The 13,636-nt window shown below is 68.9% G+C and carries 12 protein-coding genes; 5 read left to right on the top strand and 7 right to left on the bottom strand.

Annotated elements, in window-relative coordinates:
* Both E8A49_RS14925 and E8A49_RS14920 read left to right on the top strand, forming a co-directional pair.
* On the top strand, positions 1-1,419 hold a 1,419-nt coding region (locus tag E8A49_RS14925), incomplete at its 5' end, for a TonB-dependent receptor (RefSeq protein WP_293382843.1).
* Between the two features lie 244 nt (positions 1,420-1,663).
* On the top strand, positions 1,664-2,416 hold the full coding sequence (locus tag E8A49_RS14920) for a hypothetical protein (RefSeq protein ID WP_293382840.1): 753 nt from the start codon (positions 1,664-1,666) through the stop codon (positions 2,414-2,416).
* Positions 2,417-2,429: 13 nt separating this feature from the next.
* On the opposite strand, the gene E8A49_RS14915 is transcribed toward E8A49_RS14920, so the two are convergent.
* Together E8A49_RS14915 and E8A49_RS14910 are read right to left on the bottom strand one after the other, a co-directional pair.
* On the bottom strand, positions 2,430-2,906 hold the full coding sequence (locus tag E8A49_RS14915; RefSeq protein ID WP_293382837.1) for a glutathione peroxidase: 477 nt from the start codon (positions 2,904-2,906) through the stop codon (positions 2,430-2,432).
* Between the two features lie 46 nt (positions 2,907-2,952).
* Positions 2,953-3,873 (bottom strand): Gfo/Idh/MocA family oxidoreductase, encoded by a 921-nt coding sequence (locus E8A49_RS14910; protein ID WP_293382834.1) that lies wholly within the window; start codon positions 3,871-3,873, stop codon positions 2,953-2,955.
* Positions 3,874-4,004: 131 nt separating this feature from the next.
* Here E8A49_RS14910 and E8A49_RS14905 point away from each other — a divergent pair, with 131 nt between their 5' ends.
* Both E8A49_RS14905 and E8A49_RS14900 read left to right on the top strand, forming a co-directional pair.
* Positions 4,005-5,006, top strand: coding sequence for an NADP-dependent oxidoreductase (locus E8A49_RS14905; protein WP_293382831.1), 1,002 nt, complete (start codon positions 4,005-4,007; stop codon positions 5,004-5,006).
* Positions 5,007-5,069: 63 nt separating this feature from the next.
* Positions 5,070-5,963 (top strand): cobalamin biosynthesis protein CbiG, encoded by an 894-nt coding sequence (locus tag E8A49_RS14900; RefSeq protein ID WP_293382828.1) that lies wholly within the window; start codon positions 5,070-5,072, stop codon positions 5,961-5,963.
* A gap of 12 nt (positions 5,964-5,975) precedes the next feature.
* Here E8A49_RS14900 and E8A49_RS14895 read toward each other — a convergent pair whose 3' ends face one another.
* The 5 genes from E8A49_RS14895 to E8A49_RS14875 all read right to left on the bottom strand — a co-directional run bounded on the left by E8A49_RS14895 (position 5,976) and on the right by E8A49_RS14875 (position 12,387).
* The gene (locus tag E8A49_RS14895; RefSeq protein ID WP_293382825.1) at positions 5,976-7,349 is read right to left on the bottom strand and encodes an MATE family efflux transporter; all 1,374 of its coding nucleotides are present in this window, start codon (positions 7,347-7,349) and stop codon (positions 5,976-5,978) included.
* 82 nt (positions 7,350-7,431) lie between these two features.
* Positions 7,432-9,159 carry a hypothetical protein gene (locus E8A49_RS14890; RefSeq protein WP_293382822.1) on the bottom strand — a complete coding sequence of 576 codons (1,728 nt, stop codon included), beginning with the start codon at positions 9,157-9,159 and terminating at the stop codon, positions 7,432-7,434.
* Positions 9,160-9,219: 60 nt separating this feature from the next.
* On the bottom strand, positions 9,220-10,665 hold the full coding sequence (locus E8A49_RS14885; RefSeq protein WP_293382819.1) for a M56 family metallopeptidase: 1,446 nt from the start codon (positions 10,663-10,665) through the stop codon (positions 9,220-9,222).
* Positions 10,665-11,048: a BlaI/MecI/CopY family transcriptional regulator gene (locus tag E8A49_RS14880; protein ID WP_293382816.1), complete on the bottom strand. Its 384-nt coding sequence runs from the start codon at positions 11,046-11,048 to the stop codon at positions 10,665-10,667. Before E8A49_RS14880 ends, E8A49_RS14885 begins: the two co-directional genes overlap by 1 nt.
* A gap of 73 nt (positions 11,049-11,121) precedes the next feature.
* Positions 11,122-12,387, bottom strand: a complete 1,266-nt coding sequence (locus E8A49_RS14875) for an adenosylmethionine--8-amino-7-oxononanoate transaminase (protein ID WP_293382813.1) — start codon at positions 12,385-12,387, stop codon at positions 11,122-11,124.
* 100 nt (positions 12,388-12,487) lie between these two features.
* Between E8A49_RS14875 and bioF the strand changes: the two genes are divergently transcribed.
* Positions 12,488-13,636 (top strand): 8-amino-7-oxononanoate synthase, encoded by a 1,149-nt coding sequence (gene bioF, locus E8A49_RS14870; protein WP_293382810.1) that lies wholly within the window; start codon positions 12,488-12,490, stop codon positions 13,634-13,636.

The raw sequence follows: 13,636 nt of genomic DNA, 5'->3' as shown, positions 1-13,636 counted from the left end.
CACGAGTTCGACTTCAGCTCGTCGGGCAACGGCCCTGTGCAGTGGATCGGCGGCCTCTACCGCTACGACGAGATCGACAACAACCCGGAGACCTTCCAGGAGCCCGCCCAGGCGCAGATCGCCTCGCCCCTGCAGGTGATCCCGCTGCTCGGCGCCGGCGCGCTTGTGCCGGCCGCGCCCAACCCCAGCCGCAACTACCTGGTGCTCAACTACCAGGACCGCATCTCGTCGAGCGCGGTGTTCGGCCAGGTCGACTGGAAGATCACCGACCAGATCAAGCTGACCGGCGGCCTGCGCTACACCTACGACGAGAAGCACGGCCAGGAAGAGGCCCGCTACATCGTCTTCCAGGACCTCTCGGCCGCCTTCAGCGCCGAGAACCTGGGCTCCCTGCTCCAGGCCGTCGACATCACCCCGACCCAGATCAGCATGGCCGCGGACAAGGGCACCTGTTCGACGCCCGTGCAGCAGACCACCGGCAAGTACGCCGGCGACTACGTCCGCTGCCTGAAGGACCATTCAAGCGCCGTCACCGGCACGGCGGGCATCTCCTGGACGCCGGACTCCTCGACCCTGGTCTATGGCCGCTATAACCGCGGCTATAAGGCGTTCGGCTTCAACGCCGGCTACATCGGCCCCAATGTCGAGGCGACGCCGGAATACGTCGACGACTTCGAGGTGGGCTTCAAGAAGACCGCCGGCAAGTTCACCCTCGACGCGGCGGCCTTCTATTACAACTACCAGGACGCCCAGATTCCGATCGGCGTGCCGCAAGGCGCGATCACCGCGACCGAGTTCATCAACATCCCGAAGTCGGTCTCCGACGGCATCGAGATCACCGCCGTCTGGGCGCCGATCGACCACCTGAACTTCAGCCTCGTCTATGGCCTCGACCACACCGAGATCCAGTCGGGCTGCAGCCTGGTGGGCGGAGTCGCTACCGGGTCCTGCTTCGTCGACATCGCCGACCCGGCCGCCGCGGCGGTCGGCGCGCGGCCGGTCGGCCCGGCGCTCGGCGGCGCGCGGCCTCAGGCGGTCAGCGGCGACGAGCTGCCCCAGGCGCCGGAGAACAAGGTGGCGTTCAACGCCAACTACACCTTCGTCTTCGACACCGGGAACCTGACCTTCTCCGGCAGCTACATCTGGAAGGACAAGTCCTACGCCTCGATCTTCACCCGCACCTACGACGAGGCGCCGTCCTGGGATCAGGTGGACCTGCGCGCGACCTGGGCCGGTCCGCACGATCGTTACGAGGTCATCGCCTTTGTCCGGAACCTGTTCAACACCCTGGGCTACGACGCCGCGGCGGAGGCCTATCCGATCGCCGCGCCTGTGGGCGGCGGCGCCTTCACCCAGGCGCCTGGCTACGACCTGACCCCGCCGCGCACCTACGGCATGGAGTTCCACTACAAGTTCTGATCGCACCGACCGCAACCAATAAAGGCGCCGCAATCGACTGTATTGCGGCGCCTTTAAACAAGCTCTGCTGTAAGCTTGACGTCTGAACTCAGATCGTCACAAAACGATTATTCGCTCCAGATGCGAACCCGCGTGCAAGGCCGACAAGGTTAATTCAGGATCGCTCCCGGGAAGCTTGGCTCACGAGCCTCCCGATCGGGGGCGTCACCCGGCGCTCTTGTTGGCCCAACGCGAGGAGCGTCCGATGCTTCCGACCAAGATCCTGTGGCCTGCCGCCCTGTTGCTCGCCGCGCCCCTGCCGGCCCTGGCAAGCGTCACCACCTACGTCGGCGAAGACATCATGTCGACGACCTCCGATCCGCACCCGAACTCGGCCACCGCCGCCGCCGCGTTCGGCGCCGCCGTTCCCGGCGCCGGCCTCATCACCTTCGAAAGCGCGCCGCTGGGCAGCTTCGGCAGCCTGACGGTCGCCCCCGGCGTCGCCCTGAGCGGCACGGACGTCAATGGCGACAGTCAGACCATCCGTAACACCTCGGCCTTCCCGTCGGGTCCCACGCTGGACGGCTACAACACCACGCCCTCGGGTGCGAACTTCGCCGAGGCGACCGGCGGGACGCTGACCTTCAACTTCGCCACCGCCGTCGACGCCTTCGGAGCCTATCTTTCCGGCGTCCAGAACTTCACCACCGATGTGATCACCTTCTCCGACGGCGCAAGTCAGACCCTCACGATCCCAGAAGACGGCACTAGCGGCTCTGTGGGCGCGCTGGTGTTCGTCGGCTTCACGGATCCGGGCAAGTCGATCTCCAGCGTCACGATCAACGTCGGATCGACGACCACGGGCTGGGACGACATCGGCGTGGACGACGTGCGCTACGCGCCGGTGGCCGCCGGCTCGGGCGCGCCGGAGCCGGTCGGCTGGGCCCTGATGCTGCTGGGCTTCGGCGGCGTCGGCGGCCTGATCCGTGGCCGCCGCGCCCGGGCCGCGCTCGCCTAGCTCGGCGATGCGCCTATAGGGCCTGCTCGATGGCGGCGGTGACTTCCGGCGCCTGCGGTTCGGTGCGCGGCCCGAAGGCCTGCAGGGCCTCGCCGTGCTTGCCGATCAGGATCTTGTGGAAGTTCCAGACCGGCACGGCCGGTTCGCCCAGTTCGGCCTCGGCCCATTTGTAGAAGGGGTGCGCGCCCGCGTCCTTGACATCGACTTTGGCGGTCAGCGGGAAGTCGACGTTGAACTTCGTCTCGCAGAAGTCCTTGATCTCGGCGTCGGTCCCGGGCTCCTGGCCGGCGAACTGGTTGCAGGGCACGCCCAGCACCACGAGGCCCTTTTCCTTGTAGTCCGAGTAGAGCTTCTCCAGCCCTTCGTACTGCGGGGTGAGGCCGCATCTCGAGGCGGTGTTCACCACCAGCATCACCTTGTCCTTGAAGGCGCTCAGCGGCAGCGGCGTCCCGTCGATGGTCTTGAACTCGTAGTCGTAGGCGCTGCTCATGGCGGGCTCCTCCTGGAATGGCCGCCGGGACGCTAGCGCGGGCGGCCTATTGCGCCAACGCCTGCTCGACAGCCAGCGCCAGGTCGAGGGCGCGGATCGCTTCCTCGGCGGTGACGATCGGCCGGGGCGCCTCGCCGCGCACGGCGGCCAGGAAGCCCGCGACGCTGGCCCCCAAGGGGTCCTGGCCGGCCGGGGTGTCGGCGTAGCCGGCGTCCAGCGCGAAGGGCGTCGTGTTCTTCAGCGTGCGGGCGACGAAGTCGATCTCCACCTCGCCGGAGGGATAAACGATCCGCATGGTCCGCTGGCGGGCCGGCGCCTGGCGCGAGACGTCGAAGATCGCGGTGAAGCCGTCGTCGAAGGTGACCTCCGAACGCGCCACATCCCAGACGCCGTCGTCGCTCAGGCGCCCCTCGCCTTCCGCCGTCACCGGATCGGCCGCTGAGATGGCCAGCGCCAGGTCGATGTCGTGCACCATCAGGTCGAGGATCGCCGAGACGTCACGGCTGCGGTCCGAGGGCGGGCCGTGGCGCAGGGCCTCCAGCCGTAACGGCTGCTCGGGGATGTCCAAGAGGCCCATGGCGCGGGACTGCACGCGCTCCTGATGGCCGCAGGCCACCACCAGGCCCCGGGCGGCGGCCAGGGCGCGGACCTTCTCGCCGTCCGGAACGCTCGTGGCGATGGGTTTCTCGATATAGACCGGCTTGCCAGCCGCCAGCACCGCCAGCGCCTGTTCGGCGTGGTGGCTGGCGGGCGAGGCGATGGTGACCACGTCCACCGCCTCCAGGAACTCCGCCATCTCATGGAAGCCGCGGCCGCCCAGCGGCATGGCGATCTTCGCCGCGCGGTCGGGATGCACGTCGAGCACCGCCGACAGCACCACGCCCGGCAGCCTGGCGTACTGTCCGGCATGGTAGCCGCCGAACACGCCAGCCCCGATCACGCCGCCCCTTAGGGGGGACTCAGCCATGGAAGTCTCCGGAAATGAGGCCCGCCGCCTATCAGGTCATGGCCCTCGACGCCACCCGTCGCGGCGAGCTAAACAGTTGTTTGAACGCGAGCGCCGGAGCCGCCTCCCGCAGCCGCGAAAGGGAAACGCACATGACCATGGTCCGCGAAATTCATCTGAAGAGCCGTCCGTCAGGCCTACCGACCGCGGATAATTTCGAGATCGCCCACGTCGAGCTGCCGGCGCCGGCGCCCGGCCAGGTGCAGGTGCGTAACCTCTGGATGACGGTCGACCCCTACATGCGCGGGCGGATGAACGACGTTAAGAGCTACGCCCCGCCCTTCCAGCTCGGTCGGGCGATGGACGGCGGCGCCATCGGCGAGGTGACGGTCTCCAACGACCCCGCCTTCAAGGCGGGCGACCTGGTGCAGTCCGGCTTTGGCTGGCGCGAGGGCTTCAACGCCCCGGCTGGCGCCCTGCAGAAGCTCGACCCCCGCGGCCTGCCGGTCCAGGCCTTCCTGGGCGCGGCGGGCATGCCGGGGCTGACCGCCTACGCCGGCCTCCTGAAGATCGCCGCGCTGAAGGACGGCGACGTGGTCTTCGTCTCCGGCGCGGCCGGTGCGGTGGGCGCCATGGTCTGCCAGATCGCCAAGGCCAAGGGCCACACGGTGATCGGCTCGGCCGGCGGCGCGGAGAAGGTCGCGTGGCTGAAGTCCATCGGCGTCGACGAGGTCATCGACTACAAGGCCGAGCCCGACCTTAACGCGGCCCTGGCCGCCGCCGCGCCCGGCGGCATCGACGTCTATTTCGACAATGTCGGCGGCGCGCATCTGGAGGCGGCGCTGAACTCGGCCAAGCTGTTCGCCCGCTTCGCCATCTGCGGGATGATCTCCATCTACAACGCCATCCGCCGTGAGCCCGGGCCGTCGAACCTGGCGCAGATCATCGGCAAGAACATCCGCATGGAAGGCTTCATCGTCAGCCACCACTTCTCGATGATGCCGCAGTTCATCGCCGACCTCTCCCAGTGGGTGGCCGAGGGCAAGGTGACCTGGAAGGAGACGGTCTTCGAGGGCATCGATCAGGCGCCGGAAGCCTTCATCGGCCTCTTCAAAGGCGAGAACATGGGCAAGATGCTGGTCAAGCTGACCTAGCGCCATTGGCCCGTCACATGTGAGGGGCTAGAACCCAGCTTCACCCCGACCCGGAGCCCGCCTGTGCCGCGCCTGTTCAGCGCCTACGTGATCGTCGACTGGAGCGCGGCGGCCAAGCCCAACACGGGCGCGGATTCCGTTTGGATCGGCGTCCTGAAGCGCGACGTGCGGTTCCGCCTGGCCTTCGAGAGCTTCAACACGCCCACCCGCGCGGAGGCCGAGAAGCGGCTGAACAGCCTGCTGGACGACTTCAAGAAGCGGTCGGAGAAGGCCCTGGTCGGCTTCGACTTCCCGCTGGGCTTCCCGCGCGGGTTCGCCGACGCCCTGAAACTGCCGGGCGAGGCGCCCTGGCGCGCGGCCTGGGACCAGCTCGACAAGATGGTCAAGGACAAGGCCGACAACACCAACAACCGCTTTGGCGTGGCTTCGGAGATCAACCGGCGGCTGACCGGCGGACCGTTCCCCTTCTGGGGCTGTCCGCCGCGCGACACGCTGACCACCCTGCAGCCCAAGAAGCAGCGGCCGCACGGGCCGGACGACCTGCCGGAGTTCCGCCACGCCGACCTGGTCGCCGACGCCGCCTCGATCTGGAAGCTCTATTACAACGGCTCGGTCGGCGGTCAGGCGATCCTGGGCATGCCGGTGGTGCGCCGCCTGCGCCTGACGCGCGCCGCCAAGGCCTGGCCCTTCGAGACCGGCTTCAACACCCTCACCGAGGCCGACCTGGACGGCGTCGACCTGGTGCTGGCCGAGGTCTACCCCTCGCTGATCAAGGGCGCGGCCTTGCCGGGCGAGGTCAAGGACCTGACCCAGGTGCGCACCACCGCCGAGCACTTCGCCCGCCTCGACGAGGCGGGCAAGCTGGGCGAGGTCTTCGGCCCGCCGAAGGGCACGGCCGCCGACGTGGTGCTCGACACCGAGCGCGAGGAAGGCTGGATTCTCGGGGCCGGCCTTTAGGGGAGCTGGCCTCTAACTCCGCCGGCTCAGGAACCAGAACCGGCCCATCAGCAGCACCGCGGAGATCACGCTGGCGATCACCACCGACCAGGTGACGCCCATCAGCCCCATGTGCCGCGGGATCGCCAGCCACCAGGCGAGCGGCATCATCACCACGATATAGCTGGTCATGTGCGTGCCGGTGGGCATCCAGACGTCGCCGCGCGCCCTGAGCGCCTGGGCCGTCACCACCTGCAGCGAATCCGGGAAGTACATGAAGCAGGACAGCACCAGGGCCGGGATGGCCATGGCCAGCGTCGCCGGGTTCTCCGTATAGGCGCTGGCGATCAGGGCTGCGTTCGGCCAGACGACCAGGCCAACCAAAGCGCCGAAGACGCCGGTCACCGCGAAGGCCACCAGGCCCGCGCGCACCACGCCCCTCGGATCTCGCGCGCCATAGGCCCGGCCCACGCGGACCGCCGCGCCGGTCGATAGCCCCAGCGGGACCATGAAGACGATGGCGGCGACGTTCAGCACGATGGCCCAGGCCGCCACCGCCAGGCCGCCCAGCCAGCCGGCGATGATGTTCATGCTCGAGAAGGCCGCCACCTCGAAGAAGTTCGAAGCTCCGGCGCCGAAGCCGATCCGCCGCTGCTCGGCCTCCGCCGCCCGGTCGCGCGTCGGTTTGGCGAAGACGCCCAGCTCGCGGGCTTCCGGCATCAGGGCGATGTAAGCCAGCATGAAGACCGCCAGGAACGTCCGTGCTCCGGTCGTGGCGCAGGCCCCGCCGATCGCCCCCAGCGCCGGCAGGCCGAAGGCGCCCGGCACCAGCACCAGATCGATGGCGAGGTTGATCCCGTTGGCGATCCACATGCCCCAGGCGCCCGGCCCCGGCCGGGACAGCCCCTCCATCCAGAAGCTGGCGGCGACGCTCAGGGTGTAGCTTGGCAGGGACAGGCTGAAGACTTCCAGCACGCGGCTGGCCCCGGCCGCCAGGCGAGGCTCCAGTCCGATCGAGTGCAGGAAGAGCGGCCCCAGCAGGGCCAGGGCCCCGGCCGAGATCAGGCCGATCCACAGGCTGTAGCTCAGGCCCCGGCGCAGCACCGCGCCGGTCTCGTGGCGGCGGCCCTCGCCGATGGCGCGCGCGGCCATCACCTGCACGCCGGAGAGCAGGCCGATGGCCATGGTCACCACCACGCTGCTCGGCGCCCAGCCCAGGGCGTGATAGCCGAGCTGGGTCGCCGAATACCGCCCGACCACGATGGCGTCCGTCAGGCCCATGGCCATGATGCCCAGGCGCGAGATCACCACCGGCCCGGAGAGCTTCAGAAGCTCGGCCAGCTCAGCGCGGACGGGACGGCTGCGCCCTCCCGCAGCGGAGGACGCCTGGGCCGCGAGGCGGTCCATGACGGTGACACCTGGTTTTCAAAGAGGCGCGGACTTTGACGCCCAAGCCGAAAATGGCAAGCCCGGCTTTCGCGCCCCTCGCCTAGTACCGCCAGCTCTTGAGATCGGCGCCCGGCGGCGCCGTCTCCTCGATCCGCTGCAGGATCTTGGGCAGGTACATGGTGTTGTAGTGCAGGCGCGAATAGGCGTTGGGCAGCTTGGGGTCGCCGTTCCAGCAGTGCTCGGCGCGGTCGCCATAGGCCACCTCGCCGCCCCAGGCCGGGTCCTTCAGGGATGAGAGCGTGTCCTGGGCGATGTAGACCGCGTCGGTCAGGAAGTAGGTGTCAGCCGAGCCCACATAGATGTGCAGCTTGCCCTTCAGCTTCGGCCCCAGCGTCGCCCAGTCGCGCGCCACGATGTGCGTCAGGTCGAAGTGCTCGCGCCAGTAGGCGGCGACCTCGGGATCGATGACGCCAGTCAGCTTGTCGAAGATCGGCTTCGGATAGCCGTCCGGTCCCTGCGGCCCGAACACCGCCTGCCAGATGTCGTACTGCTCGCCGGAGCGGGCGTGGTCGCCCAGCACCGCCTCCATGCGGTTCTGCTCGCGCTGGGTGGAGTGGGTCTGGCCCATGTAGTCGCGCTGCGCCGGCCGCTCGATCCGGTTCACCAGGCCCTGGGCGTAGAAGGCGTTCTTGTCCTCATAGAGGTTGATCGTCGTATAGGCGTGGAAGTCGATCGGGTCCGGGCAGGCCACGAAGGCGCCGTTGTACATGTCCGGGTAGAAGACCTGGGTCGCCATGGCCTCCCAGCCGCCGGTCGAGCCGCCGTAGGTGAAGCGCGCCCAGCCCTGGCCGATGCCGCGGAACTGTTTCTCGATATAGGGGATCAGCTCCTTGTTGATCGCGTCCCCATAGGGGCCGAGGTTGGCCGAGTTCACCGCATAGCTGTCGTCGTAATACGGGTTGGCATGCTCGATCTCGATGACCAGGAAGCGCGGGAAGTCCCTGGAGATCCAGCGCTGGTAGAAGCCGTAGGCCTCCTGCTGCTGGATCCGGTTGTAGCCGGCCAGGTGGAAGCGTTCGGAATAGTCTGGCTTCAGGTTCGGGTCCGGCGGCGTGGTGCGGAAGTTCGAGATGTCGTCCGGATAGTGGCCGTGGAAGACCATCAGCGGGAAGCGCGCCTCGGGGTGCTTGTCGAAGCCGGCCGGCAGCAGGATGTGGGCGCCGAGGTAGACGTCCCTGCCCCAGTACTTGGACAGGAGCTCGCTCTTGATCCGCACATGCTTGATGAATTCGGTGTCGGCCTTCCGGGCGACGGGCGCGATCTTCTGGTCGAGGGTCAGCACCACCGGCGGACCGCCGTGGCGGACATGCACGGCCATGGGCGCGGAATAGAGGTTGCCGGGCTTCAGGTTCCAGTGCTGGCCCTCGCCCATGTCGGGCGGCAGCTTGACCACGGAGCCGTCGGCGCGGTGAAAGGTTTCGTAGCGGTTCAGCACCGCCTGGACGGTGTAGTCGCCGTCCGGCAGGGCCGCGAGCCGCTCAGCCGGCCAGCCGATCGCCTGGGGACTCAGCGTCACCGCCGTGCCGGGCGCCATGGCCTCGACGGTCTGGCCGAAGAAGAAGGGCGAGCGCAGGGTCCCCTCGAGGTCGACCTGCAGCCTGGGCTCGGGTGTCGCCTTGGGACTGACGATTAGGATCAGACGCCCGTCGAGCGCCGCGGCGCTGGCCGCCTTGGGGAACGAAACCTTGAAGGTAGTGGCCGCCGCCGGCGCGACGCCCGCCAGCAACGCCGCCGCCGCGCCCAGGACCGCCGCTATCGTCTTCCGCATACGCATCATCGCTCCCCCGCACCCCATGGTGCGGGGGGATGGCGGCGCAGGCAAGGGTGCTCAGCTGGTCACGTCGCCGAAGGTGAAACTCTTCGCCATCTTGTCATAGAGGCCCATCATGGCGTCCTTGTTCGTGGTGCCGAAGCCCAGCACGTAGGCGAGCGTGCCATCCATGATGAAGTATTCGCGCACGCTCCAGGTCAGGCCGTCGGGCCTCGGCTTGTCGAAATCGAGGGTCAGCACGCGGCGGGACCCGATCTTGGTCTCGCCAGTGACGAAGTGCGAAAAGCCGGCGTTCGCCAGGACCTCTTGCACGTTCGCGACCATGGTCTCGGGGCGGATCTTGGGATCGTTGGGGTTCCGGAAAATGATCATGTTGTGGACGCCGTCCTCGTTGGAGGCGAAGCGCAGCACCTCGTTGGGACTGTTGGTCGGCACCGGCGGAAAGGCGTTCCAGTTGGCGGGTACGTCGAGGGTGAAATTCCACTCGCTGTTCCTGTAGTGCTTCATCTGCGCGCCGACGTCCTGCGAGGCCGAGACCTTGATCAACCGGGCGGGCCGGGCGGCGTTGGGCGGGCTGACCTCCGCGGCGCTGGCGGTCAGCACAATCCCCAGGCCGGCCAGGGCGCCGGCCGAGGCCCAGGCGAATTTCTTCTGCTTCGACAGCATCTTACGGATCCTCTGTTCCAGGAAGGACTTGGATTCTGACATGGCGGCGACCAGGGCGACGTGGCCGGACTGGCGCTCGCCGACCAAGATCAGGGTCTCGCCGTAACGGGACGCGTCGTGACCGACCTTCAGCACCCGGGCGTCGCAGTCGACCTCGATGGCGAAGCGCAGCCGCCGCAGCTGCCACCAGAGCGGCAGGTTCCATGGCATGGCGACGATCAGCAGGATCGCGATGGCCAGAACCTGAGCGTCCTTGGCGTCCAGATGCGACTGCTCATGCGCCAGGACGAGGGCCTGGGTTTCCGGCGAGGCCTCGGCGATCCAGCGCGGCAGCACGATGTGGGGGCGCAGCAGGCCCACCACGGCGGGGCCTACGTCCCGCGAGACATAGACCGAAGCGCCGGCGACCACCCGGCGCTCCCAGGCGCGCTTGTGGCGATGCAGCTGGACGCCGCTGAACAGGATGCCCAGGAAGATCAGGCCCGACGCCGCGAGCCAGGCGCGCGTCAGGATCGCATCCGCGTCCAGCGCGGCCGCCCGGCGCTGGGTCTGGACGCCCAGCCAGGCCGACGGTTGGATGGCCCTGGCGGTCATCTGGCGCAACGGGACCGGCGCTGCCGGCGCGGCCGCCGGACTTCTCGCACTCTCACTCGAGATGCGGGGAAGCTGGATCGAGACCGAGGAGATGACGACGGGCAGGATCAGCGAGGCGCAGATGCTGGCCGCCCACAGCCAGCGGGTCGGCGCCTTGCGCATCTGCGCGGACTGCTCCGCGGCGAAGGCGGCGAGGCCCAGGATCAGGCAGACGACGACGACATAGACCATCCAGGCCAGCATCACTTGCCACCTTCGTCGTCGCGGGCGGCGCTGTCGGCCAGCAGCTTGCGCATGCGCCGGAGTTCCGCCGGGCTGAGGTTCCTGTCGGAGACCAACCGGGTGAAGAGCAGCTCCGCCGAGCCACGGAACAGCTTGGAGGTCATCCGCCGCAGGGCGCTGTCCTGCGCCGCCTGCTGCTTCACGGCGGCGAAGTAGCGGTGCCCGCGGCCCTCCTCCTCGCGCCCGACGTAGCCCTTGGCTTCCAGGGTCTTCAGGATGGTGAGGACGGTCGTGTAGGCGAGTTCGTCGGTCAGGCCCTCGCGGACTTCGGCCACCACAGATGGTCCGCGGTCCCACAGCACCTGCATCACGTCGATCTCGCGGTCGGTGAATTGGATATCCATGGAGGCGCCTTCTACTAGAGTTCTAGTAGGAACCCACCCGACACGGCTGTCAACTATGATTATAGTAGATGGGCTAGCCCGAGGCGGTGAGCACCTTGCGGACGGCTGCGGTCAGCCGCTCGAGATCGCCTTCGGGGATCGTGAACGCCGGCGTCAGATAGACCACCTTGCCCATCGGCCGGATCCAGACGCCCGCCTCGGCGAACCGCGCACAGAGCCGCCCGACATCCACGGGCTCCGCGAACTCGACCACGCCGATGGCGCCGCGCACGCGGACGTCGACGACGCCCGGGGCCTGGCGGCAGGGCGCGAGCCCGGCCTCCAGCGCCTCGGCGATCCGGGCGACTTGGCCGCGCCAGTCGCCGGCCTCGAAGATGTCGAGAGAGGCGTTGGCCGCCTCGCAGGCCAGCGGGTTGGCCATGTAGGTCGGCCCGTGCACCAGCGCCGCGCCGGCGTCGTCCGACCAGAAAGCCTCGAACACCTTGCGGCTGGCGATGGCCGCCGACAGGGGCAAGGTCCCGCCGGTGAGGGCTTTGGACAGGGTGACGATGTCGGGCGTCACGCCCGCACCGGCGCAGGCGAAGAGATCGCCGGTCCGGCCGAAGCCCACGAAGATCTCATCGAAGATCAACAGCACGCCGTGCCTGTCGGCCAGCCGTCGCAGCCGTCGCAGCGCCTCGTCGTCGTGGAACAGCATCCCACCGGCGCCCTGCACCCGCGGCTCGACGATCATGGCGGCGATGTCGCCCCCCTGCTCGGCCAGCAGCCGGTCCAGCGCAGCCTCCGCGGCGGCGTCCGTCGGCAGGGCGGCGATGACCTGGGCGGGCAGGACGCCGGCGAACAGGCTGTGCATCCCTTCCTCGGGATCGCAGACCGTCATCGTGGCCAGGGTGTCGCCGTGATAGCCGCCGAGGAAGCCCAGGAAGCGGGTCCGGCCGGCGACGCGGCGGTTGATCCAGTACTGCAGCGCCATCTTCATGGCGATCTCCACCGAGACCGAGCCGCTCTCGGCGAAGAAGACGTGGTCGAGGTCGCCGGGCAGCAGGGCGGCCAACCGCGCGGCCAGCCGGTAGGCGGGCTCGTGCGCCAGGCCGCCGAACATCACGTGCGGCGCGCGCTCGAGTTGCGCCGTCACCGCCTGGCGGATGTGCGGGTGGTTGTAGCCGTGGCAGGCGGTCCACCACGAGGCGATCCCGTCGATCAACTCGCGGCCGTCCTCCAGGATGATCCGGACGCCCTCGGTTCGCGCCACGGCGAGCGGCGGCGGCGCGGTCTTCATCTGGCAATAGGGCCGCCAGACGTGGCGCGCGCCACGGGTCAGCCAGTCGGGGTCCGGCACGACAGGTCTCCGGTGAGGATCGGTGGACGCGCCGATAGGGGTTCGCCCGGCGCGCGGGTCTTGCTAAGCCGCGCCGGCGACCTGGGCCAGCGGGGATTCGATGGACAGCCTGCAGACCTTCGCCGCCGCCAAACTCGGCGCGCTCGAACGCCAGTCGTTGCGCCGGCGCCTGTCGCCGACCCACCGCCACGACGGGCTCTGGGTGGAGCGCGACGGCCGCCGCCTGCTCTCCTTCTCCTGCAACGACTACCTGGGCCTGTCGCACCATCCCGCGGTGAAGGCCGCCGCCTGCCAGGCGATCGAGACCTATGGCGCCGGCGCCGGCGCCTCGCGCCTGGTGACCGGGGACGGTCCGCTGCTCAGTGAGCTGGAACGCCGGCTGGCCACGCTCAAAGGAACCGAAAGCGCCTGCGTGTTCGGCTCGGGCTACCTGGCCAATGCCGGGATCATCCCGGCGCTGGTGGGTCCTGACGACCTGGTCCTGATCGATGAGCTGGCGCATGCTTGCCTGTTCGCCGGAGCCCAGCTTTCGGGCGCCGCGCTCTCGGTCTTCCGGCACAACGCGGTCGCGGACCTCGAACGGCGGCTGGCGGCCGAGCGCAAGGACCATCGCCGAGTGCTGGTGGCGACCGATGGGGTCTTCTCCATGGACGGCGACCTCGCGCCCTTGGACCAGTTGTCCGATCTTTGCCTCGTCCACGACGCCTGGCTGATGACCGATGACGCCCATGGGATCGGCGTGCTGGCGCAGGGCCGCGGCTCCGCGGGCCTGTTTCCGGACGCCGTCGTTCCCCTGCAGATGGGCACCCTGTCGAAGGCGGTCGGCGGCTATGGCGGCTATCTGTGCGCCTCGGCGGCCGTGGTCGAGCTGATCCGCAACCGGGCGCGGACCTTCATCTACTCCACCGGCCTGCCGCCCGCCTCGGCGGCGGCGGCCATCGCGGCGCTGGAGCTGATCGAGCACGAGCCGGAGCTCTGCGCCCTGCCCCTGGCCAAGGCGCGCCGATTCACCGCCCTTCTGGGATTGCCCCTGGCGCAGAGCCCGATCGTGGCCGTGCGGATCGGCGAGGCTGACGATGCGCTGGCGGCGTCCCGCGCGCTGGAGGCTCAGGGCTTCCTGGCGGTGGCGATCCGGCCGCCGACGGTGGCGGCGGGGACGGCGCGTCTGCGCTTGACCTTCACCGCGCGCCACCATGACGCCGACATCGCGCGCCTGGCCGAGGCCGTGCGCCCCTTCGTGAGGACCTGA

It is taken from the genome of Phenylobacterium sp., assembly GCF_004799515.1.
Classification (GTDB): Bacteria; Pseudomonadota; Alphaproteobacteria; order Caulobacterales; family Caulobacteraceae; genus Phenylobacterium.
This window is presented reverse-complemented; position numbering and strand designations above follow the sequence as displayed.

Coding starts and splice junctions, on each gene's coding strand:
- E8A49_RS14920 (WP_293382840.1), top strand. CDS start 1,664: ATGCTTCCGACCAAGATCCTGTGGCCTGCCGCCCTGTTGCTCGCCGCG.
- E8A49_RS14915 (WP_293382837.1), bottom strand. CDS start 2,906: ATGAGCAGCGCCTACGACTACGAGTTCAAGACCATCGACGGGACGCCG.
- E8A49_RS14910 (WP_293382834.1), bottom strand. CDS start 3,873: ATGGCTGAGTCCCCCCTAAGGGGCGGCGTGATCGGGGCTGGCGTGTTC.
- E8A49_RS14905 (WP_293382831.1), top strand. CDS start 4,005: ATGACCATGGTCCGCGAAATTCATCTGAAGAGCCGTCCGTCAGGCCTA.
- E8A49_RS14895 (WP_293382825.1), bottom strand. CDS start 7,349: ATGGACCGCCTCGCGGCCCAGGCGTCCTCCGCTGCGGGAGGGCGCAGC.
- E8A49_RS14890 (WP_293382822.1), bottom strand. CDS start 9,159: ATGCGGAAGACGATAGCGGCGGTCCTGGGCGCGGCGGCGGCGTTGCTG.
- E8A49_RS14885 (WP_293382819.1), bottom strand. CDS start 10,665: ATGCTGGCCTGGATGGTCTATGTCGTCGTCGTCTGCCTGATCCTGGGC.
- E8A49_RS14880 (WP_293382816.1), bottom strand. CDS start 11,048: ATGGATATCCAATTCACCGACCGCGAGATCGACGTGATGCAGGTGCTG.
- bioF (WP_293382810.1), top strand. CDS start 12,488: ATGGACAGCCTGCAGACCTTCGCCGCCGCCAAACTCGGCGCGCTCGAA.